A 21,143-nucleotide genomic window follows, 5' to 3' on the forward strand; every position below is an offset into this window, starting at 1 on the left:
TCATGGAAGGTATTCCACAGCTCGATGCCAAAGCGCTTTATGGCTGTACGATTCATCCTGTTATCTTTCAATACTGTGAGATGCTGCTGAATCAGTGGCATCAAGAAGGGTGTGATGATAAGGCGGTGTTAGCGACGGAATCAGGACTTTTAGTCTGTTCGCCGCAGGCATTTAGGCAAGCAGTACTCGAGCGCGAAAACTTGGAAAAACTTTTACGCGACTACACTCAGCAGCCAGTGCAGTGTGCAGTCGCTGACGCGCGTGTGATTCGGGCCGCCATACTGACCTATCGTACAGGACGTCCGCAAGCCGAGCAGCAAGCCGAAGCGACCGATCAAACGCATGCTCAGCAATTACTTTCGGATTTAGTTGCTGAGGGGTTGGCTAAAGGAGCATCCGATATTCATTTAAGATTCAGTAAGCACTTTTGTAGAACCTGCTATCGAGTAAAAGGGGTATTAGTCGACCATCACCAACGTAACCGTGAGGCAATGACCGAGGCGATTGCCGCAGCGCTCAATACGCGCAGTCATGACTATAACCAAGTGTTTAATGAACAAAGTACCGATAGCGCGAGCTTATTGGTGCCGTTGAGTCGTGCTGATAGTCAATTGTCGGAAATAAAAGTGCGGCTACAGAAATCACCGCTAAGCGATGGGTTTGCTGTTACGTTACGGCTATTGGCGACTGAGATATCGAGTGCTTTGTCGCTAGAGTCTTTGGGTTTTGAGCCAGACATTATCAAAGGCGTCGATTGCATGCTTCAACAAAATAGTGGCTTATTGCTCATTGTCGGGCCTACCGGACAGGGCAAAACAACCACATTGGCAGCTATTCATCAACGCTTCAGTGAGTCGGCAAAGATTATTTCGCTCGAAGATCCTGTCGAGCTCAAACAACCCAACGTTGAGCAACGTTGGATAGACTCAACGCGCGAAGAAGAGGGGTTTGCAAATGCAATTAAAATTGCGCTGCGGGAAGACCCTGACGTGATTTCGGTCAGCGAAATTCGTGATAATTCAACGGCCGCCGCGGCCATTCGAGCTGCGTTAACCGGTCATCTAGTGACCGCTACGCTGCATGCTAGCGATGCGTTATCGGCGCTAGAGCGACTCCGTGATCTCGGTTGTGCGCTAGAACAACTACTCACGCCAGGCGTGTTGCGAGGAATCATTGCACAACGCTTAACGTATCAACAGGGTCAGCCAAGGTTGGTTGCTGAGTATGTAGTGTTCGACCAGGTCGCTCGGCAATTTGCGTTGAGTCACGATTACGTGGGTTGGCGTGAACATCTTAAACGTTGCGGTTGGCGGAGCCTAGCTAAACGGGGAGCGGCGCAGGTCATTGCGGAAGCGCCACGCGAATACCATTACTCAGATGAAGGACCGCAGGCAAAATGAACCGAATGGGTAAGCAGCGCCAGTGGCAATGGGTAGAAGACTACTGCGTTTGGCTCGAGGATGGCAGTGGCCCTCGCGAAGCAGCTGAAGCGATGTGTACTCAAGCGGCCTATTTTAAATTGCGGCCAGAGCAAAAATTAGCTGAGCGATTGCAAATTGGTCTGAGACGCGGACAAACCATCGCGCACGCCTTACAGGGTGAACTTAAACGAGATTTATTAGAACTCTTCCTCATTGGTCAGCAATACAACTGCTTAACCGATCTACTTAACGATTACCGTGATGTGACGATCGAATTACAGCGGCTACGTTGGACGTTTTATAAACAATTGATGTACCCCGTATCTATTCTACTGACGGTATTGCTCGCCTATGCCTACGCAGCAAAGAGTTATTTACCCAAGCTTCTCAGTTATACCGCTACACAGCAAAACGACCCAGTTACGGAGGGGGTGATCGCGTTCGGTCGGCTTGTTGCTGATGGGTGGTGGTGGATGACGATGTGTCTCGTGGGTGCAATGTTTTGTTGGCGTTGGTTAGCGCACAATTGGGTGGGTATTCACCGCACACGAGTGGAACGCTATGGGATGTTTTCTCAATTCCGTGCGCTCAATGCGTTGTGGCTGACACGTTTGGTCGCACTTCTCATGCATCATCGCGTTGCACTCGATACTATTTTTGCTGTGCTGATTCGTGTGGCGTCACCCTATGCGCGTTGGCACTTACAACGGATGCAACAGCGTCTGGCACAGGGGCGGGTGAGTCTAGCGGTGGTGCTCGATACCGGTTTATTGCTACCACGGCAATTATTTCGGATAAGCCATCGACAACAGTTCAGTGGTCAACGGGAGGCGCTGATTAAAGTAGCGCAGCGAAGCTACGTTGATATTCAACGCAGTGTCGCTTATCAACAACGCCTATGGATTGCGTTGTGTTATCTGCTGATTACGGGCTTGTTGTTATTACTATTGAGTGCGGTTGGCAACACCATGATGCGCGTGATGACGTCGATTTAATCTTTGCAAGGAGCGATGGAGATGCGAACGAAAGTTAAAGGATTCACTTTTATTGAGGTTTTGGCGGTGCTTAGCATTATAGCTATTGCGTCACTCGGCACGTTAGTGCTTCGAGACTGGGCTGTTGGTAATGCGCGCGTGTCGGAGGCAAAAAACGTAATTACCACGTTACAAGCGGGGGCGCAGATGTGGAAGCCAGCTAGTGGTGAGTTTACCGGCATCAGTATGACGGAGCTGAGCAATATTGGTGCGGTCCCTGCCGATTGGGCCGATGGTGTGGGTAAGAACCCTTGGGGGGGTGATATTATGATTGGCCCTGATACTGTAGATGCAACTAAGTATATTATTAGATTAACCAATGTTGGAAGTTCGGAGGAGGGTCAAAGACTCGTCCGTGACTATACCGATATTTCAGCGTTAACTTCATATGCCGATGGCGACTTTACAGTTACCTTCCAAGGCTAATGCGTCATCAAGGTTTTAGTCTTTGGGAAGTGATACTCGCTGCTGCGGTACTTGCTGGTTTATGGCAGGTATCGCTCGCCTTTTGGCGTTGGCAGGAAAACCTCGAAACACGTTTACAGTGGCAACAGCAGTTAATCATGTTGATTCAGGCGCAACGTGAGCATTATAGACGCTTCGGTCAGTTTGCGCTGACCGAAGCACAATTGGCGAGACAAGGGCGCTATGTGATTCCTACTTGGCCGTTCGCAACTGCGTGGCGCTTTGTGCCGGATCCCTTTTATACAGAGCAATTACTGATGCGTACTCAACTTAAGGGGGTGCAGCCGAAACTGATGCTTGGCCAACATTTACCATTTGAACAGCAGGGCGATGAGGTTACGATTCGTGTTATGGGGACGCCGTAAAAAACCACAACAACAGCGGGGCCAAAGTTTAGTCGAGGCGGTCATTGTGCTGCCGTTAATGTTGCTGTTTGGTTTATTGCTGGCGCAGCTGCTTTACCTTTGGTGGGCACAACAAACACTGTTTGTCGCAAGTCAGTACGCTGCTCGGGTGGGCGCCATTAACCACGGCGAGAAACGACCGATGCGTGTCATTCTCGCGGCAACCATGGCAAGTTTGGTACCTAAAGATAAAGACATTGAGAGTTGGCAAAACATACTTAAATCGGTTGCTGCTCAGCAATTGCACGGCTTAAAGTTTGCAAGCATTGAAGTGATACAGCCGACCGATGAGATGTTCAGTCAATTTAAAGAGCGTTATTACGATAGTGAAGCGCAGCAATGGATTGAAGAGATTCCAGTCGACCACTATTGGGCACGTCGCCGCGCGGCTGAAAATGAGGATGCATTTGTCGCTGCTACCACTTTGAAAATCGAGGTGACTTGGTGTCTCGAGCTTAACGTGCCCTTAGCCGATCGAGTATTAGCGTCGCTGGCGCCTTTGTCAGCGCGTTGTCAATTAGCTCAGCAAGTCACAGGAGATAGCTTTTGGCCGTTAACGGCAACCGCTGAACATCGCATGCTTAGCGGCTACCGTTAAATATCCTGCCGAGGTACTAGGCGTGATCGTGGTACTCAACGCAAGCTTGAAGTGTATTCTCAATGAGTGAGGCGACCGTCATGGGGCCAACACCACCCGGTACTGGAGTAATCCAACCGGCTCGTTGCGCTGCGACTTCAAACTCGACATCGCCAGTTAATCGGCCATCGTTAAGGCGGTTCATGCCGACGTCGATAACAATCGCTCCTTCTTTAATCCATTCGCCTGGAATAAACTCGGGTTTACCGACCGCCACCACCACAATGTCAGCGCGGCGTACGTGTTTTTCGAGGTCGTTAGTAAAACGATGGCACACCGTTGTAGTTGCGCCTGCTAATAATAATTCTAAACTCATTGGCCGGCCGACAATGTTTGAAGCGCCCACCACCACAGCATTGAGTCCATGTAAATCAATCTGAGTGCTATCGAGTAGTGTGATGATGCCTTTCGGCGTACATGGGCGCAGCGCAGGAATACGCTGTGCTAGACGACCGACATTGTAGGGGTGGAAGCCATCGACATCTTTGTGCGGGTGAATGCGCTCAAGAATCGGGGTAGCATCTAATCCTGCCGGCAATGGAAGTTGTAACAAGATACCATCGATATCTGGGTTGTCGTTAAGCTCATCAATCAGTTGCTCAAGTGCTGCCTGCGATGTATCACTGGGCATATCATAGTCGAAAGAGCGAATACCGACTTGCTCGCAGGCGCGTCGTTTATTGCCCACGTAAACTTCTGATGCGGGATCTTGTCCAACTAAAACGACCGCTAACCCAGGTGCGCGTTTACCGGCGCTGAGACGTTCGTCAATTTGTGTTTTTACGGATGCTCTGATGTTTGCAGCGATTGCTTTACCATCAATTAGCTGTGCAGGCATATAGGGACCCTTGCTTGTCAATGAAATTAGAATTGAAAAAGCTTTGAATGGCTTAGTAGTTTACCGTTATTTAAGGTGAAATGTCACTGATTGTCGGAATAATGGTCAGCTTGGCGCAAAAGTAGCCAAACAACCCGTTTTTGCCAAAAAAAGTTTGACGCATGGGAAACTTATGGGTAATATTCGCCCCCGTTGTCAGGCAGCATTGTCTGTCACCGCCACAAGTCAAAATCGGCGAGTAGCGCAGTTTGGTAGCGCACTTGGTTTGGGTCCAAGGGGTCGCTGGTTCGAATCCAGTCTCGCCGACCATTTTGACTTTAGGGTAGCAGGAATGTTCGATTGCGCCCGTAGCTCAGCTGGATAGAGCAACGGCCTTCTAAGCCGTCGGTCGCAGGTTCGAATCCTGCCGGGTGCGCCAGAACGCGCCATGAAGATTCAATACAGTGGTGGGTGTAGCTCAGTTGGTAGAGCCCCGGATTGTGATTCCGGTTGTCGTGGGTTCAAGTCCCATCATCCACCCCACTTCTTCTCTTCTAAATCCTTTATTAAAATCGGCGAGTAGCGCAGTTTGGTAGCGCACTTGGTTTGGGTCCAAGGGGTCGCTGGTTCGAATCCAGTCTCGCCGACCACGCTTCAACTGAATAAATACTAATCATTGTTCCTGTCTGCGTCAGCACTTCAGAATTCACTCTCGACTAATCGCCTTCGACTCGCTATAATGCTGCGTCATTTTTAAAGGATAACGCCGTTGTTTGCGTTAAAGTGGCTTGGATTACATTCAACTGGTGTGAACTAAGTTAGTTTTTAAGGGCAGGCAACACTTCACTGATTGAAACCGAGGTAAAAAGGCAATGCAGGTTTCTGTAGAGACAACACAAGGTTTAGAACGTCGTGTGACGATTACGGTACCGGCGGACGTTATTGATAACGAAGTAAAACGTTTATTAAAAGAAGAATACCGTCACCGCCGTGTGAATGGATTCCGTAAGGGAAAAATTCCTCCACACGTATTGCAGAAGCTATTTGGTCGCGAAGCACGCTCTCGTGCCGCTTCTGGCGTAATGCAGAGCAAATACTACGAAGCAATCATGCAGGAAAAAATTAACCCTGCAGGTGCGCCGGCGATCGAGCCTAAAGTTAACGAACCAGGTCAAGACCTAGAGTTTACTGCAACTTTTGAAGTATACCCAGAAGTTGAGGTTAAAAACCTCGACAAAATCGAGATTGAAAAGCCAGCCGTTGAAGTCACTGACGCGGATGTCGATAGCATGCTAGAGACATTGCGTAAGCAACACGCGGGCTGGAAAGAAGTTAAGCGTAAGTCAAAAGATGGCGATCGTGTCACTATGGACTTCGTTGGCTCGATTGATGGTGAAGAGTTTGAAGGCGGTAAAGCGTCTGACTTTGCGCTTGAACTGGGTGAAGGCCGCATGATCCCTGGTTTTGAAGACCAAATTAAAGGTATTAAAGCAGGCGAAGAGAAAACCATCGAGGTGACTTTCCCTGAGGACTACCATGCGGAAAACCTGAAAGGCAAAGAAGCACAGTTTGCTGTAACCGCGAAGAAAGTTGAAGAGCGCGAGTTGCCAGAACTCAACGACGAGTTCGTTGCTTTGTTCGGCGTTAAAGAAGGCGGTGTTGACGCGCTGAAAGCTGAAGTTCGTAAAAATATGGAACGTGAGCTGAGCAACACGGTTAAAAGCAAGGTAAAAGAGCAAGTATTGAAAGGCATCGTTGAGCAAAACGAAGTTGAACTGCCAAAAGCGATGATCGATCAAGAAATCGACGCATTGCGTAAGCAGGCAGCACAACGTTTTGGCGGCAATGCAGAGCAAATGCCTGACTTACCAGCTGAGCTGTTCGAAGAGCAAGCGAAAGAACGCGTTAAAGTGGGTCTTTTATTAGGCGAAGTTATTCGTACTAACGAAATGAAAGCAGAAGACGAGCGCGTTGATACCATCATCGCTAATGCCGCTTCAGCATACGAAGATCCGCAAGAAGTTATCGAGTACTACAAGTCAAACAACGACATGATGCAGCAGATTCGCAACGTTGCACTTGAAGAGCAAGCGGTCGAGTTTGTACTTGAGCAAGCAAAAGTGACAGAGAAGAAAGCGAGCTTCGATGACATCATGAACCCTAAGCAATAATCTATCCGTTAGGATAAATCGACGGAGCCCTTGACGAGCTCCGTCTGTGCTTGGTTTAATGGCTCGTATGTAACTCATACGAGCCTTTTTCTTATTAGGAGCTTTATCATTCATGTCTAACGATATTCAGGATCCCATGGCACAGCTCGTCCCGATGGTCGTGGAGCAAACCTCAAAAGGTGAACGTTCCTACGATATTTACTCGCGACTGTTAAAAGAGCGTGTCATTTTTTGCTGTGGACAGGTCGAAGACCACATGGCTAATTTGATTGTTGCCCAATTATTATTTTTGGAATCAGACAATCCTGATAAAGACATTTACCTCTACATCAATTCACCGGGCGGTGTAGTAACAGCAGGCATGGCGATTTATGACACGATGCGCTTTATCAAGCCTGATGTCAGTACTGTGTGTATGGGCCAAGCAGCCAGCATGGGCGCATTCTTGTTAGCCGGTGGTGCGCAAGGTAAACGTTACTGCTTGCCAAATTCGCGCGTAATGATTCACCAGCCACTGGGCGGTTTCCAAGGACAAGCATCAGATTTCGAGATTCATGCAAAACAAATCTTGGATCTGAAAGAGCGCCTAAACCGTATGTTAGCTGAGAATACTGGACAAGATTATGAGAAGGTGGCACGTGACACTGATCGTGACCATTTCTTGACTGCGCCTGAAGCGGTCGACTATGGCTTAGTTGACGGCATTTTGAATAAGCGCGGCGAAGAGTAGTAGGAGAGTCGAATGACCGATAAAACGCAAGGCGACGGTGATAAGCCGCTGTATTGTACTTTTTGCGGCAAAAGCCAGCACGAAGTGAAAAAGCTGATCGCTGGGCCTTCGGTGTTTATTTGTGATGAGTGCGTCGATTTATGTAACGATATTTTGAAGGAAGAAATTCAGAATATCGCCGCAGCCCCCGATCACGATAAGCTGCCTGTGCCAAAAGAAATCCGTAAGCACTTGGACGACTACGTCATCGGTCAAGAGCGTGCTAAAAAAGTGTTGTCAGTAGCGGTGTATAACCACTATAAACGTTTACGCAACGCAGGTAAGGGTAAAGATGACGTTGAACTCGGTAAGAGTAATATTTTGCTGATAGGTCCAACGGGTTCAGGTAAAACGTTTCTTGCTGAGACGATGGCGCGGTTTTTGGATGTGCCATTCACCATGGCCGATGCGACTACGCTGACAGAAGCGGGTTATGTCGGTGAAGATGTTGAGAATATCATCCAAAAGCTACTGCAAAAATGTGACTATGACGTCGAGAAAGCAGAGCGCGGTATCGTTTACATTGATGAAATCGATAAAATTTCTCGCAAGTCTGAGAACCCTTCGATTACACGCGATGTCAGTGGTGAAGGGGTGCAACAGGCCTTGTTGAAGTTAATTGAAGGCACCGTTGCCTCGGTCCCACCGCAAGGCGGGCGTAAACATCCACAGCAAGAATTTTTGCAGGTGGATACGTCAAAAATCTTGTTTGTTTGTGGTGGTGCCTTTGCCGGCCTTGAGCGTGTCATCGAGCAACGTTTAGCAACAGGCACGGGTATTGGTTTTGGCGCACAAGTCAAAAGCCCCAACAGTGCGGCTCAAAGTGAAATTATCAGCCAAGTTGAGCCTGAGGATTTGGTTCGCTACGGCTTGATTCCTGAGTTTATTGGTCGCTTGCCTGTGGTGGCAACGCTGGATGAACTGAGCGAAGATGCGCTCGTTGAGATTTTACGTGAGCCGAAAAACGCCCTTACAAAGCAATATTCCGCATTGTTTGAAATGGAAGACGTGGAGCTTGAGTTCCGTGAAGATGCATTACGTGCTATCGCTAAGAAAGCGATGAACCGTAAAACCGGTGCGCGTGGTCTACGTTCGATCGTAGAAGGCGTGTTATTAAGCACTATGTATGATCTTCCCTCAATCGAAGGCGTATCTAAGGTTGTAGTGGATGAATCAGTGGTGGCTGGCGAATCAGACCCCATTTTGATTTATTCAAATCAATCGGATGAAAAACACGCATCAGGCGAATAAGCGGGTGTGTTCAGCCCAAAGTTGACAAAAAGGGCCGTTTTGGCCCTTTTTTTATGCAAACCGTTGAACTTTGCCATATAGACCACATATTAAAGACAGAACTAAGGTCAGGAGAATTTGATGAGCGAAGAACGTACAGAGCAACTAGATATGCCTGTTCTCCCATTACGTGACGTAGTGGTTTACCCCCATATGGTGATTCCACTATTCGTGGGTCGCGAAAAATCTATCCGTTGTTTAGAGGCTGCAATGGATGCTGATAAACGTGTGTTTTTAGCAGCCCAGAAAGATGCATCGGTTGATGAGCCGACGGAAGAGGACATTTATCGTGTGGGCACGGTAGCGAGTATTTTACAATTACTGAAGCTACCCGACGGCACCGTCAAAGTATTGGTTGAAGGTCAGCAACGCGCTGAGCTTGATCAACTCAAAGACAGCGACGAATACTTTCAGGCGAGCATTCATTATTTAGCATCGGAAAGCTTGCCAGAAAAAGAAGAAGAAGTGTTGGTTCGTTCGGCAATGAATCAGTTTGAAGGCTATGTGAAACTCAATAAGAAAATTCCGCCCGAGGTATTAACTTCGCTGTCGGGAATCGATGAGTGTGATCGCTTGGCTGACACCATGGCTGCACATATGCCACTGAAACTTGCTGATAAGCAACATATCCTAGAAATAACCGACGTACGCGAACGTCTTGAATACTTGATGGCGTTAATGGAAAGCGAAATCGACATTTTACAAGTCGAAAAGCGTATTCGCAGTCGGGTTAAAAAACAAATGGAGAAAAGCCAGCGTGAGTACTATCTGAATGAGCAAATGAAAGCCATTCAGAAAGAGCTTGGCGAAAGTGAAGGTGGTGTCGACGAGTTTGAGCAATTACAGCAAAAAATCGACGATGCGCACATGCCTGCGGAGGCCCGTGAAAAAGTCGAGGCGGAGCTTTCTAAACTGAAAATGATGTCGCCGATGTCTGCAGAAGCGACCGTTGTGCGTGGCTACATTGATTGGATGGTGTCCATCCCGTGGAAGAAGAAGTCACGTATAAAGAAAGATTTGGGTAATGCTGAGCGTATTTTGGATGAAGACCACTACGGTCTTGAGAAAGTCAAAGAACGTATTATCGAGTATCTTGCTGTTCAACAACGTACATCCAAAGTAAAGGGCGCTATTCTTTGTTTGGTGGGTCCACCGGGCGTTGGTAAAACGTCATTGGGTCAGTCGATTGCCAAAGCAACGGGTCGTAAGTACGTACGCATGGCGCTGGGCGGTGTGCGTGATGAGGCTGAGATACGTGGCCACCGTCGAACTTATATTGGTTCTATGCCAGGCAAATTAATTCAAAAGATGTCAAAAGTGGGCGTACGTAACCCGCTGTTCTTGCTCGATGAAATCGACAAGATGTCATCCGACATGCGTGGTGATCCAGCGTCAGCCTTGTTGGAAGTCTTGGATCCCGAGCAGAACGTTAATTTCAACGATCATTATATGGAAGTCGATTATGACTTATCCGACGTGATGTTTGTTGCGACATCGAATAGCATGAATATTCCGGCGCCGTTACTGGATCGCATGGAGGTCATTCGTTTATCGGGTTATACCGAAGATGAAAAGCTCAACATTGCTAAACGTCACTTGTTACCTAAACAAATCGACCGTAATGGACTGAAAAAGAAAGAAATTGACGTTGAAGATAGCGCGATTCTCGGCATCATCCGTTATTACACGCGTGAAGCAGGTGTACGTAACTTAGAGCGTGAGCTTTCGCGTTTATGCCGTAAAGCGGTTAAGACCATTTTGTTGGATAAGTCCATTACTCAAGTGACTATCAACCAAGACAATCTAAGCGATTTCTTAGGTGTTCAGCGCTTTGATTATGGTAAAGCGGAAGAGGCTAACCAAATTGGTCAGGTCACGGGTCTCGCATGGACAGAAGTGGGCGGTGACTTGCTGACAATTGAAGCGACCAATGTCGCGGGTAAAGGCAAGATTACTTCGACGGGGTCGCTTGGCGATGTCATGCAAGAATCCATTCAGACCGCACTCACGGTGGTGAGAAGCCGTGCTGATAAACTGGGCATTGCGGAAGACTTTCACGAGAAGCGTGATATTCATGTGCACGTGCCGGAAGGCGCGACGCCGAAAGACGGCCCAAGCGCAGGTATCGCTATGGTGACGGCGTTAGTGTCATCGTTGACTAAAATCCCGGTCCGTTCTGAAGTGGCTATGACCGGTGAGATTACATTGCGTGGCGAAGTGCTGGCTATTGGTGGTTTGAAAGAAAAGCTTTTAGCTGCGCACCGCGGCGGTATCAAGCATGTGTTGATTCCAAAAGACAATGAGCGCGATTTGAAAGAAATCGCAGATAACGTGAAGCAAGATCTCAAGATTCAACCCGTAAAATGGATTGACGAGGTACTTGAGGTGGCATTGGAACGTAACCCAACAAATGCTTAATTTTTAACTCAGTTTTTTGGTATAGAAACGGACAAATGCGGTCTCGAGCAGGGGAATTGCTCTACAGACCGCATTTTTTCGTTAAAAATTTAGCAAAAAAGGGTTTTCAATTGTTACGACTGTGGTAGCCTAAGGTTTAAAGCTTATACCGGTGTTGTAATCAGTTACCGGGTAGCTTCTATGGTCACATCGTTCGGAAAATGGTGTTGAAGATAGTAACTAAGCTTGATATAACAAATTCGGACCATTTAAAAATCCGAATGGAACCACGGAAATTTGATAATAACAATCGAAGGGGATGATACTGTGAACAAGTCTCAGTTAATTGATAAAATCGCTGCAGGTGCAGATATCTCTAAAGCTGCTGCGGGTCGTGCATTGGATTCAATGATCGACGCAGTAACTGAAGCATTGAAAAAGGACGACCAAGTTGCATTGGTTGGCTTCGGTACTTTCAGCGTTCGCGAGCGTTCTGCGCGCACTGGTCGTAACCCACAAACGGGTGAGACTATTCAAATCGCTGCGGCTAAAGTACCTTCTTTCAAAGCCGGTAAAGCTCTGAAAGACGCAGTAAACTAATTCAAGGCGCTTTTTAAAGCGCTTTTTATTTGTTAATACGAGTAACCCGAAGCCGACGCTTCGGGTTATTTTTTGCTTTAAAGGATGCGATTTATAGCGGTTTAGATATAATACTGCACCGTTAAAATGAGCGATTGAAGGAAGTCCTGATTATGTTAGAGCGGATAAGAGAAGGGTCGCAGAGCTTTACTGCGAAAGCCGTTCTGGTCCTGATTATATTGACCTTTGCCTTGGCTGGCGTGGGCAGCTACGTTACCGGTGGTGCCACGACCACTGTGGCAGAAGTTAACGATGCCGAAATTAGTCAGCAAGCGTTAGAGCGAGCTTACGAAAATGAACGTAGTCGTCTGCAGGAGCAGTTTGGTGATATGTTCGAAGCGGTCAGCTCGCAACCCGGCTACATGCAGTCAGTGCGTGCTAATGTATTGGAGCAGCTTATACAGCAAGAGTTGCTAGTCCAGTATGCACGTGACCATGGTATGCGTGTTTCTGCTGAACGTGTAAAGCAAGAGATTCGTGATATTCCAGCGTTCCGTTCCGCCGGTCAGTTTGATAACGATATTTACTTGATGGCGTTGCGTAATGCAGGTTACACACCCGAGCAATTTGCCGCGGTGTTGCGTGATGATTTGATCAGAAGCCAAATTGCCCAAGCAATTGGCTCAACCGAGTTCGCGTTACCGGCCGAAGCACTGGCTTTACAACGCCTGCAGAAGCAAACTCGTAGTGGTGCATACATCATTGCTGAGAATGGTAACTTTGTTGATCAGGTCGAGCTCAGTGATAGCGATATTGAAAACTATTACAACGACAACCAGCAACAATTCCAGACACCTGAGCAATTGAAAGTTGCTTTCGTACAGCTTTCAAAAGCAGCGCTTTATAATCAGGTCGAGGTCAGTGACGAGCAAGTCCGTGAATACTACGATGGCTCGATTGATCAATACCGTACTGACGAAGAGCGTCGCGTAGCCCATATTCTGATTGAAAATGGTACTGATAATGCGAAGGCTAAAGCAGAAGAAGCGCTAGCTGAATTAAACAGTGGTGCAGACTTTGCTGATGTGGCAAAGAAATATTCAGATGATACTTTTTCTGCTGAGCAGGGTGGCGATTTAGACTGGATCACCAAAGGTTCGATGGATGAAGACTTTGATAATGCAGCTTTCGCGCTAGAAAATGTGGGCGATGTATCGGAGATTGTCGAGACATCGTTTGGTTTTCACATTATTAAATTACTTGATTTACGCGCAGGTGAGGTTACGCCATTTGAACAAGTCGCAGGTGAGATTCGTCAGAAACTGAAATCTCAGCAAGTTGATGATAAGTATTTTGAGTTACAACAAAAACTTGCGGAAGTTAGCTTCGAACAACCAGATACCTTAGAGCCGGCCGCTGAAGCGATTGGTGCCAGTGTACGTACGTCCGATCTCTTTACTCGCCAAAACGCACCAACCGCGTTAAGCGACGAAGCCACACTGAATCGTATCTTTAATCGCGACTTGATCGAAGAGAAGTTGAACAGTGATGTTATTGAGACGGCTGATGACCGGTCACTTGTGGTGCGTGTGTTAGCGCATAATCCGCAAGCGGTTAAACCACTGGAGCAGGTGAGAGATCAAATCGTTCAGCAATTGCGCGTGAAAAAAGCCCAAGCGTTAGCGCTTGAGCAGGCAGAAGCATGGAAGCAACAGTGGAGTGAGCAAGGCGAGCCTGAGGCGGATTACTTGACCTTAGACGCTGTTGGTATGGATAACCAAAGTCATCCACGTGCTGTTCTGCGTGCATTGTTCTCTGAGGCACCAACCGCCGATGGATCAGCAGCATTAACGACCATCGAAATGCCAAACGGGGACGCAGCGGTGGTTGCATTAACACAAGTGAATGCAGCGAGTATTGAAGGAACCGAAGCGAACCAGCAGATTGTTGAACAACTGCAAAATCGCCAGTCACAGTTAATGTTACAAGCGTTTATCGAAACTTTAGTCGAGCAGGCTTCTATTACGCGTCTGCAGTCTAACGACTAATCATAGCGTCGTTGTTAACGACGAAAGCAAAAAAACCTGACATGATGATGTCAGGTTTTTTTTTGTCGAGTCGGCGACGAATTTGAACTATGAGTCCATCGGGTACATCGGTGGTAAAGGCGATGTATTTGATTTCGTGCTAGCCTGTTGTTGCTGAGCTGTTCTAACGGCTTGATACAGTTGCTTGCCGCGTGACCATTGCTTGCTTTGTTGTGCACTGTACAGGGCTGCTTGAAGTTGATTAAGCTCACTCACTACATGGCTTTCAGTTGTTACATCCAGCAGACGAGCCACATCGCTAAGGGTGGTAACACGTTGTCCATAACGTTGATGCGCCCAACGTTTTAAGGCTTGCTCAGCGCGTTGAGGCTGGCTACTCGCACAGGCTTGCTGAAACTGACGCCAAGCTTCATTCTTTGTTATCGGCTGTATGACCGTGTCTTGGGCTTGTTGCAGGTGACTTGCCTTATTACGACGCTTATAAAGCATGATGTTGATACCTACGCTCACCACTAACGCGATAATTAAGGCGACCACAACCCAAACCCAATAATTCCAATGGTCATCAGTGGTCGCTTGAGACGCTTCTTGGCTGCGTGTTGGCGTGTTTTCTTGCACAGTCTCCGCGGGTTGTTGCGTTGATTGGGCTGGTTTCGGTTGGACTATTGGCGAGCCTGCTACATTAAAAGTCAGGTCATCCGTTGTTGCTATCGCGCGTTGTTGAGTTTTCGTATTGAACCAAGGCACTTCAATGCCCGGTAACGTTATTTCCCCCGGTTTTTGCGGGACAATCGCGTACTCAATCGTTTTTTGGGCGATATTAATACCATTGCGTACAAATTGGTCGGTATTCTCTTTATCAGGGTATATACGCACGCTATTTGGATAATCGTAACTAATATCGGGTAGCTGCTCAGGTTTAACCCCCACGGCAGTCAGCATCAGTGAGACCGAAATGGGGTCACCCACTTTGTATTCATCTTGTTTGGGATTAACGGTTTGACTGATAGTCACTAAGTCACTGGGTAGCCAATGACCTGTCCAGTTCTGTGGTATGGGTTTGACTTCAACAGTCTTTGTTTCGGCAATGGCGCTGACCGGTTGGGTGTTTGAAAACGAAGAAAAAATAGAGCGTTGACCCGATGCATAAACCTCGCCATCAAATCGGGCACCCTCGATTTCAAACGAGCCGGATTGATTGGGAGTAATTTGATAAGTACGCTGATAAACACGGTAGCGACGACCGTGGTTCATTTCACTAAATTCCTCATCTTTGCCAATTTGGCGTATATCTGCATTGTCCATTTGCGGTGGGACGAGGTTACCTTTATTAAGGTCAGCGGCTAAGTAAAGTCTTACTATGTAGTGAATGGGCTGTTGTAGAAATACTTTTGAGGTATCTAGCGATACATCCACAAAGGCCACTTTATCACTGCGTTTAGCTGCATCAGAACCCGGCTCGACCACCGTCATGGTAATGGGATCAGAGCTGGCTCCATCAAGGCTAATGCTCGGTATTTGGTAATCGCCAGGGTCTTTGGCCACGAGTACCGTGGTGAATTGCGTCAGCTTTTTTAAGTCGCCGTTAACAATCGATGTTTGACGACTCACGCTGGTACGACCGACAACAAAGTTGTTCAACAAAATATCTGGCTGAAAGGCTGAGTTAGGCACGTCATCGTTGAACGTCACAGTCAATACAAACGACTCTTTTGCGATCACGGGGTTTTTGTCGACTGTGCTGGTGATTTTAGTCACCGCTGCATCAGCGCTGATCGATACGAATACCAACACTAATGTGATACATAAGTGATACCAACGACTTACCATTTTTGCTCTACTCCTTCTGGATCACGCACGCCTTGCTGTTGTCTACGTTGACTCTCTAAATACATTTTTCTACGTAATAATAGACTCGGATCGTCTGGCACTCGATTCATCCATTGCTCCAGTTGACGCGCCCGCTCGGGATCAATGTCATCGCTAAATTCGGTCTGCTGACTTCGTTGCTGTCGAGCAGGATCGTTCTGCTGCTGTTGCTGCTCAGATTCTTCTCGAGACGCCTCAGCTTCCTTTTGTTGCTCTTGCTCTTGCTTTTGCTTTTGGCTATTTGTCTCCGGCTGCTGGTCATCTTGGGATTGAGGATTGGACTGCTGACCTTGCTGCTGGTTTTGTTGATCACCTTGTTGTTGGCCCTGTTGCTGTCCCGAGTCATTTTGCCCTTGCCCTTCTTGGCTATCGTCTTTCTCCTGCTCACCCTTGTTGTTATCGCCTTGTTTCTGACCTTGCTTTTGCTGTTGTTGCTGCAATAATTGCTCCATCAAATGACGGTTAGCTTGTGCTGCCTCCCAGTTTGGACGCTTAAGCAAAGCTTGGTCATATGCGTCAATGGCTGCTTGGTATTGTTCTTGCCGTGCTAAACTGTTTCCTCGATTGTACCAACCCTCAGGGGTGTCAACTTGCGCATATTGCTCGGCGGCGGCTGCATAGTCCCCCTTACGATACAAAGCGGCCCCTTTACGCATGGGCGCTTGTGAACGTTCTGCCGCTTCACGCCAATTACCTGACTCCAGCAGCTGCTGCGCTTGCTGCTCGTTATTCAACCACCAGCCTGGGCTTTCCACTTGCTCTTGTGCCAATGCTGTATTCGGTAGCGTAGATAGGGACATCAATATCATTCCGATAAAAAAGCTGCCTAGCGTGCCGCCTTTCCGCCAACTGAATAAAACCATTGGGATAAGTAGTAGAGCAAGGAATGGACCGATATCAAGCCATTGATCGCCTTGTTGCTGACTGTCACCTTCTTTGCCTTTACGTGACAGCGGTTCTAACGCGGTCAATTGCTCGATATCTTGGTTAGTTGAAGTCGAGGTGACGTAGACGCCACCCGTCAGCTGAGCTAGGTCCGCTAGGCGATCGGGATAGAGCTTAGCCACTACAACTTGCCCATACTTATCTTTTGCCAGTGCGCCGTCCTCTTTACGTATGGGGGCGCCATCGGATGTGCCGACGCCAAGAATCGAAACACGGTGTTCAGTGGAGCGCAAATAATTGCTCACATCCGCCATGTCCTGGCTATCTACACCATCGGTGATCCAATATATGTCACCCTGAGCATAGCCTGCATTGGTGAGTAGTTGATTAGCATGTTTAAGGGCGCGTAACGGATTATTACCGGGTGCCGGCATGATATCAGGCGCCAATGAGGGAATTAACGTTAACAGGTTATTATTGTCTTCGGTCAATGGGCTGATAGTAAATGCATCAGCCGAGTAAGCGACTAATCCGGTATCGCCATCGAGGCCAGACCGAACCAGGTCCATGGCTTTAAAGCGTACTCGAGTCAGCCGATTAGGATTAACATCCTCGGCGAGTAATGACGGAGACATGTCGAGTACCACGACTTGTCCGCTATCGAGTTGGTAAACGGGTTGAGGTAAGCGCTCCCATGTGGGACCACTGAGCGCCACTATCGCGACTAGCCAAAAAAGCCCCAGTCGATGCGCTGACCAAAAGGTGACTTGTCCAGCGCTGTCGACCAGTACATTGGACAGGTGTTTAGGAAGCCACTGATGCCAACCCGATTGGTGCTTGCGCATAAACAAAATGCGCCAATATAGAAATGCCAGAGGTAGTAGCGCGAACAACCAAGCTGGACGTAAAAAGTGAAAATCAGCCATGTTGACTTCTCCATGGTCGATAGTGCATTACACTTAACACCGTGAGTAATATGAGCGCGCCTGATAATGGCCAGAAAAACAGCGCTTGTCTTGGACGTAACTGCTGCTCTGCGCCTCGAACGGGCTCCAACTCGTCCAGTAATTGATAAATGCGTTCGAGTTCCGCAGTACTGCGCGCACGAAAGTATTCACCCCCGGTTTCTTCCGCCAAATTCTGCATTAAAGGCACATCGAGATCGCGCGATGGATTGACTTTACGTTGGCCGAATACACTATCTACAACGACCTCTTCAGCACCTACAGCGATCGGATAAATTCTTACATCATAGGCTTTAGCCAGCTCTAAGGCCTGTTCCGGGGTTAAGTTACCTGCTGTGTTTTGTCCGTCGGTCAGAAGCACTAGTACGCGATTGGTTTCTTCTTTACCTTTAAATCGCTTTACTGCCAGTGCAATGGCATCACCAATAGCGGTTCGTTCGCCGACAAGGCCAAGCACAGATTCGTTGAGCATTTTCTGTACGGTTTTTCGGTCGTAGGTTATCGGGGTTTGTAGGAACGCAGTATCGGCGAATAAAATGAGCCCGAGGCGGTCGCCTGTGCGCCGCTGAATAAAGTCACCTAAAACGGCTTTGACCATTTCCAAGCGATCAACATTACGTCCATTCAGTGTCATGTCGGCGATTTCCATGGAGCCGGACAAATCAACAGCTAACATAATTTCACGGCCTTCATTGCGCACCGGTAATGGCTCACCCAACCATTGAGGACGTGCAACGCTAGCGACGATCAATAGCCAGCACAACCACAATAGTGCCCACATGAATGGCCGTGCTCGCGCATCCCGGTGTCCGTCACTTAATCCATGAAGATTAGGAATACGGATTGCAGATGCTTGTTGTTGCGCCTTGGGTAAAAAATAACGTACGAACAACGGCAGTGGAATGAGTAAAAATAGCCATGGCCAGGCAAATTCAAACATGACGAGTTAACCTCCTTGGCGACTGGCTAAGCCAGTCGTCCACTAACTGTTGGTATTGATCTACCCATTCGCTGTGTCCTGGCTGGAATAACACGCGATCAGCGTTACGTAACAGTTCACTGTGTTGTTGTTCGGTAGCACCTAAAAACTCTAGCCAAGCGCGTCCGCTCAACTGGGCTATTTTACGACGTGGGAAATAGACCAACGCGACTCGCTTAGCAATGAAAGTGATGTCTTTGACTGTCGGGTGTTCAAGTTGCCTGAGTGTTTGTTGCGCATAACGCAACGGCTTGCGTTGTTGCCGCGCACGCCAAATATAAATCGTGGTAACGCAAATAACGACCAAAAGCACAATTAAAATAACCCATACAGGCGTTGCCAGTGGTAAAAAGGAGGCGCCTTGAGGTTCAACAATATCTTTTAACTGACTGATATCTGCTTGTTGCTGTATTAAACCGGACATGTCATCACCGTAATTCGGGCCATTGTTGCTCAAGAGCGATTGCAGAACTCACCTGCGTCATGGGTAGACGATACTGTTTAAAGCGTTCTGATAACTGCTCCAGCTCGCTGACAGCGCGTTGGTGGTAATCACGGCGTTGGCGCACATTATTTAAATTAACCATCGCCTGTCGTTCACCGTCGTGCACGCTTAGGGGTTGACTCGAGTAGCCTTCTGGCAACTGCTGCTCCATCGGATCGAATAGTTTAAAGGTGCGCACAGAACTTCGAGTGTTCAACCGAGCTAATTGTTCCAGTGTCGTGTTACTTACGTGCTCAAAGTCACTGATAACGTTGATGAGACTACCGGGCTTCACTAGTTGCGTTAAATGTTCGATACTTTTGACGAGCGGGGCGGCATGCGGGGGCGTCTGCTGACGCCAGCGCGCCAAACTATCTTGATGAATCTCCGTAAGTCCACGCAAGAAGTGCATCACTGACTTATGTTGTAAACTGGGTTTGTACTCGTTCTGTAGCCATCCATTGCTTACGATACCGCCGACTTTGTCGCCTCGCTGAAGCGTCTGCCATGCAAGTGCGGACGCAAGGTGGCAGGCTTGTACGGACTTAAACAGTAGGCGGCTACCAAATAGCTGAGTTAACGCTAAGTCGACCACAATGTAAACGGGACGATCTTTTTCCTCTCGGTAGAGCTTTGTATGCGCTTTACCCGTTCGTGCGGTAACACGCCAATCGATTGAGCGAACATCATCGCCTGGCTGATAATGACGCACTTCATCAAACTCCATCCCGCGCCCACGTGTTTTGCTCATTAACGCGCCCGCCTGAGAAGAGGCGGGTAGTTGACGTTGATGGCGAGCAAAGGCGGGGAGCTTCGTACGATAGTACATCAGCTCTTGCATACTGGGCTGCAAACCATCGGTATGCAGTCTTTCTAGCCATTGTTCAGTGGTTAAACTTTGCATCATTGTTACGGCGATGGAACAAGTTCGAGAATACGTTCAAGCACAGTGTCTGAGCTAATGCCGTCGGCCTCGGCTTGATAACTAATAATGATGCGATGACGTAACGTATTAAAGAACACTTCGCGGACGTCATCAGGGGTGACAAAGTCGCGATCATTCAGCCATGCGTTGGCACGCGCACAGCGCTCAAGTGCTATTGTGGCTCGAGGACTCGCACCATAGGTTAACCAACTGGCAAGTGTTTCATCGTAATTGGTCGGTACGCGCGTAGCCATGACCAGCTGTACCAGATACTGCTCAACGGCCTCATCCAAGAATAGCTGCATTACCTGGGTGCGGGCTTGAAAAAGTTGTTCTTGCGTCAGCGGCGTGGGCATCGTTGCTTGACCATCAATTGCCTCGCCACGTGTCAGACGTAAAATTTTCAATTCAGTATCGGCATCGGGATAATCGAGGTTTAGATGCATCAGAAAGCGGTCTAATTGTGCCTCAGGCAGAGGATAGGTACCTTCCTGCTCAAGCGGGTTTTGTGTTGCTAACACCATAAATAGGTCGGATAACGGATAGCTACGTTGACCCACGGTAATTTGCCGCTCGGCCATCGCTTCAAGCAGCGCGGACTGCACTTTAGCCGGCGCCCGGTTGATCTCATCGGCGAGAATAAGGTTATGAAACAACGGACCTTGTTGAAAATCAAAGGCACCTGTTTCAGGTCGATAAATATCTGTACCGGTTAAGTCGGCAGGGAGTAGGTCCGGGGTAAATTGAACGCGGTGAAAGTCACCCTCGATACCTTTCGCCAACGCTTGTACAGCACGGGTTTTAGCAAGTCCTGGTGGGCCCTCTACAAGTAGGTGGCCGTCTGCGAGTACCGCGATTAACAAGTTCTTGGTGAACTCGGGCTGTCCCAATACCTGACTATCTAGAAATGCTTGCAGTTGTTTGAATTGTTCAGCAGCCATGATGCTCCCGCTTATACTATCTATTTTGCGAATGATTTGTGCTCAGCTGTATTGTTATGCAGC

At 48.1% G+C, this 21,143-nt stretch carries 18 protein-coding genes and 4 tRNA genes; 15 read left to right on the forward strand and 7 right to left on the reverse strand.

The genetic code is table 11. From position 1 onward, the window contains the following. The first annotated feature begins 2 nt into the window (after window positions 1-2). From BFR57_RS08290 to BFR57_RS08310, 5 genes are read left to right on the forward strand one after another with little or no spacing between them, the layout of a single operon-like run. Window positions 3-1,400, forward strand: coding sequence for an ATPase, T2SS/T4P/T4SS family (locus BFR57_RS08290; protein ID WP_071463519.1), 1,398 nt, complete (start codon window positions 3-5; stop codon window positions 1,398-1,400). Beyond that, window positions 1,397-2,416 (forward strand): hypothetical protein, encoded by a 1,020-nt coding sequence (locus BFR57_RS08295; RefSeq protein WP_071463520.1) that lies wholly within the window; start codon window positions 1,397-1,399, stop codon window positions 2,414-2,416. The genes BFR57_RS08290 and BFR57_RS08295 overlap by 4 nt, the downstream gene beginning before the upstream one ends. Before the next feature lie 21 nt (window positions 2,417-2,437). Next, window positions 2,438-2,881: a type II secretion system protein gene (locus tag BFR57_RS08300; protein WP_071463521.1), complete on the forward strand. Its 444-nt coding sequence runs from the start codon at window positions 2,438-2,440 to the stop codon at window positions 2,879-2,881. Beyond that, a complete protein-coding gene (locus BFR57_RS08305) occupies window positions 2,881-3,285 on the forward strand; it encodes a hypothetical protein (protein WP_071463522.1) in 405 nt (134 codons plus the stop codon). The genes BFR57_RS08300 and BFR57_RS08305 overlap by 1 nt, the downstream gene beginning before the upstream one ends. After that, entirely contained in the window at window positions 3,251-3,922 is a 672-nt protein-coding gene (locus BFR57_RS08310; protein ID WP_083405092.1) for a TadE/TadG family type IV pilus assembly protein, read from the forward strand. Before BFR57_RS08305 ends, BFR57_RS08310 begins: the two co-directional genes overlap by 35 nt. Window positions 3,923-3,938: 16 nt before the next feature. Here the strand turns inward: BFR57_RS08310 and folD are convergent, their stop codons facing one another. Next, window positions 3,939-4,799, reverse strand: coding sequence for a bifunctional methylenetetrahydrofolate dehydrogenase/methenyltetrahydrofolate cyclohydrolase FolD (folD, locus tag BFR57_RS08315; protein WP_071463524.1), 861 nt, complete (start codon window positions 4,797-4,799; stop codon window positions 3,939-3,941). Window positions 4,800-5,031: 232 nt separating this feature from the next. Here folD and BFR57_RS08320 point away from each other — a divergent pair. From BFR57_RS08320 to BFR57_RS08365, 10 genes are all read left to right on the forward strand, one after another. Then, window positions 5,032-5,108: transfer RNA gene (locus BFR57_RS08320), tRNA-Pro, on the forward strand. Between the two features lie 32 nt (window positions 5,109-5,140). Next, window positions 5,141-5,217: transfer RNA gene (locus BFR57_RS08325), tRNA-Arg, on the forward strand. Between the two features lie 28 nt (window positions 5,218-5,245). Beyond that, window positions 5,246-5,321 (forward strand) — tRNA-His (locus BFR57_RS08330). A 30-nt stretch (window positions 5,322-5,351) separates the two neighbouring features. Continuing rightward, window positions 5,352-5,428 (forward strand) — tRNA-Pro (locus BFR57_RS08335). A 222-nt stretch (window positions 5,429-5,650) separates the two neighbouring features. Further along, window positions 5,651-6,949, forward strand: coding sequence for a trigger factor (tig, locus tag BFR57_RS08340; RefSeq protein WP_071463525.1), 1,299 nt, complete (start codon window positions 5,651-5,653; stop codon window positions 6,947-6,949). 112 nt (window positions 6,950-7,061) lie between these two features. Next, complete coding sequence (gene clpP, locus BFR57_RS08345; protein WP_006955134.1) at window positions 7,062-7,679, forward strand: ATP-dependent Clp endopeptidase proteolytic subunit ClpP; 618 nt, start codon at window positions 7,062-7,064, stop codon at window positions 7,677-7,679. Window positions 7,680-7,691: 12 nt separating this feature from the next. After that, the gene (clpX, locus tag BFR57_RS08350; protein ID WP_071463526.1) at window positions 7,692-8,969 is read left to right on the forward strand and encodes an ATP-dependent protease ATP-binding subunit ClpX; all 1,278 of its coding nucleotides are present in this window, start codon (window positions 7,692-7,694) and stop codon (window positions 8,967-8,969) included. Between the two features lie 120 nt (window positions 8,970-9,089). Further along, window positions 9,090-11,426 carry an endopeptidase La gene (gene lon, locus BFR57_RS08355; RefSeq protein WP_071463527.1) on the forward strand — a complete coding sequence of 779 codons (2,337 nt, stop codon included), beginning with the start codon at window positions 9,090-9,092 and terminating at the stop codon, window positions 11,424-11,426. Window positions 11,427-11,714: 288 nt separating this feature from the next. Next, window positions 11,715-12,005 (forward strand): nucleoid-associated protein HU-beta, encoded by a 291-nt coding sequence (hupB, locus tag BFR57_RS08360; RefSeq protein WP_157981515.1) that lies wholly within the window; start codon window positions 11,715-11,717, stop codon window positions 12,003-12,005. A gap of 152 nt (window positions 12,006-12,157) precedes the next feature. Continuing rightward, window positions 12,158-14,032: a SurA N-terminal domain-containing protein gene (locus BFR57_RS08365; RefSeq protein WP_071463529.1), complete on the forward strand. Its 1,875-nt coding sequence runs from the start codon at window positions 12,158-12,160 to the stop codon at window positions 14,030-14,032. 87 nt (window positions 14,033-14,119) lie between these two features. Here the strand turns inward: BFR57_RS08365 and BFR57_RS08370 are convergent, their stop codons facing one another. From BFR57_RS08370 to BFR57_RS08395, 6 genes are read right to left on the reverse strand one after another with little or no spacing between them, the layout of a single operon-like run. After that, entirely contained in the window at window positions 14,120-15,862 is a 1,743-nt protein-coding gene (locus BFR57_RS08370) for a BatD family protein (protein ID WP_071463530.1), read from the reverse strand. Then, window positions 15,856-17,712, reverse strand: a complete 1,857-nt coding sequence (locus BFR57_RS08375) for a VWA domain-containing protein (RefSeq protein WP_071463531.1) — start codon at window positions 17,710-17,712, stop codon at window positions 15,856-15,858. The genes BFR57_RS08370 and BFR57_RS08375 overlap by 7 nt, the downstream gene beginning before the upstream one ends. After that, a complete protein-coding gene (locus tag BFR57_RS08380) occupies window positions 17,705-18,691 on the reverse strand; it encodes a VWA domain-containing protein (RefSeq protein WP_071463532.1) in 987 nt (328 codons plus the stop codon). The genes BFR57_RS08375 and BFR57_RS08380 overlap by 8 nt, the downstream gene beginning before the upstream one ends. Further along, a complete protein-coding gene (locus tag BFR57_RS08385; RefSeq protein ID WP_071463533.1) occupies window positions 18,684-19,154 on the reverse strand; it encodes a DUF4381 domain-containing protein in 471 nt (156 codons plus the stop codon). The genes BFR57_RS08380 and BFR57_RS08385 overlap by 8 nt, the downstream gene beginning before the upstream one ends. Window positions 19,155-19,158: 4 nt before the next feature. Further along, window positions 19,159-20,121, reverse strand: coding sequence for a DUF58 domain-containing protein (locus BFR57_RS08390; protein WP_253183617.1), 963 nt, complete (start codon window positions 20,119-20,121; stop codon window positions 19,159-19,161). 2 nt (window positions 20,122-20,123) lie between these two features. Further along, window positions 20,124-21,080 (reverse strand): MoxR family ATPase, encoded by a 957-nt coding sequence (locus BFR57_RS08395; protein ID WP_071463534.1) that lies wholly within the window; start codon window positions 21,078-21,080, stop codon window positions 20,124-20,126. Between the last annotated feature and the right edge of the window lie 63 nt (window positions 21,081-21,143).

The sequence above is a fragment of the Idiomarina sp. MD25a genome (genome assembly GCF_001870515.1).
Classification (GTDB): Bacteria; Pseudomonadota; Gammaproteobacteria; order Enterobacterales; family Alteromonadaceae; genus Idiomarina.

Coding starts and splice junctions, on each gene's coding strand:
- BFR57_RS08290 (WP_071463519.1), top strand. CDS start 3: ATGGAAGGTATTCCACAGCTCGATGCCAAAGCGCTTTATGGCTGTACG.
- BFR57_RS08295 (WP_071463520.1), top strand. CDS start 1,397: ATGAACCGAATGGGTAAGCAGCGCCAGTGGCAATGGGTAGAAGACTAC.
- BFR57_RS08300 (WP_071463521.1), top strand. CDS start 2,438: ATGCGAACGAAAGTTAAAGGATTCACTTTTATTGAGGTTTTGGCGGTG.
- BFR57_RS08305 (WP_071463522.1), top strand. CDS start 2,881: ATGCGTCATCAAGGTTTTAGTCTTTGGGAAGTGATACTCGCTGCTGCG.
- BFR57_RS08310 (WP_083405092.1), top strand. CDS start 3,251: ATGAGGTTACGATTCGTGTTATGGGGACGCCGTAAAAAACCACAACAA.
- folD (WP_071463524.1), bottom strand. CDS start 4,799: ATGCCTGCACAGCTAATTGATGGTAAAGCAATCGCTGCAAACATCAGA.
- tig (WP_071463525.1), top strand. CDS start 5,651: ATGCAGGTTTCTGTAGAGACAACACAAGGTTTAGAACGTCGTGTGACG.
- clpP (WP_006955134.1), top strand. CDS start 7,062: ATGTCTAACGATATTCAGGATCCCATGGCACAGCTCGTCCCGATGGTC.
- clpX (WP_071463526.1), top strand. CDS start 7,692: ATGACCGATAAAACGCAAGGCGACGGTGATAAGCCGCTGTATTGTACT.
- lon (WP_071463527.1), top strand. CDS start 9,090: ATGAGCGAAGAACGTACAGAGCAACTAGATATGCCTGTTCTCCCATTA.
- BFR57_RS08365 (WP_071463529.1), top strand. CDS start 12,158: ATGTTAGAGCGGATAAGAGAAGGGTCGCAGAGCTTTACTGCGAAAGCC.
- BFR57_RS08370 (WP_071463530.1), bottom strand. CDS start 15,862: ATGGTAAGTCGTTGGTATCACTTATGTATCACATTAGTGTTGGTATTC.
- BFR57_RS08375 (WP_071463531.1), bottom strand. CDS start 17,712: ATGGCTGATTTTCACTTTTTACGTCCAGCTTGGTTGTTCGCGCTACTA.
- BFR57_RS08380 (WP_071463532.1), bottom strand. CDS start 18,691: ATGTTTGAATTTGCCTGGCCATGGCTATTTTTACTCATTCCACTGCCG.
- BFR57_RS08385 (WP_071463533.1), bottom strand. CDS start 19,154: ATGTCCGGTTTAATACAGCAACAAGCAGATATCAGTCAGTTAAAAGAT.
- BFR57_RS08390 (WP_253183617.1), bottom strand. CDS start 20,121: ATGATGCAAAGTTTAACCACTGAACAATGGCTAGAAAGACTGCATACC.
- BFR57_RS08395 (WP_071463534.1), bottom strand. CDS start 21,080: ATGGCTGCTGAACAATTCAAACAACTGCAAGCATTTCTAGATAGTCAG.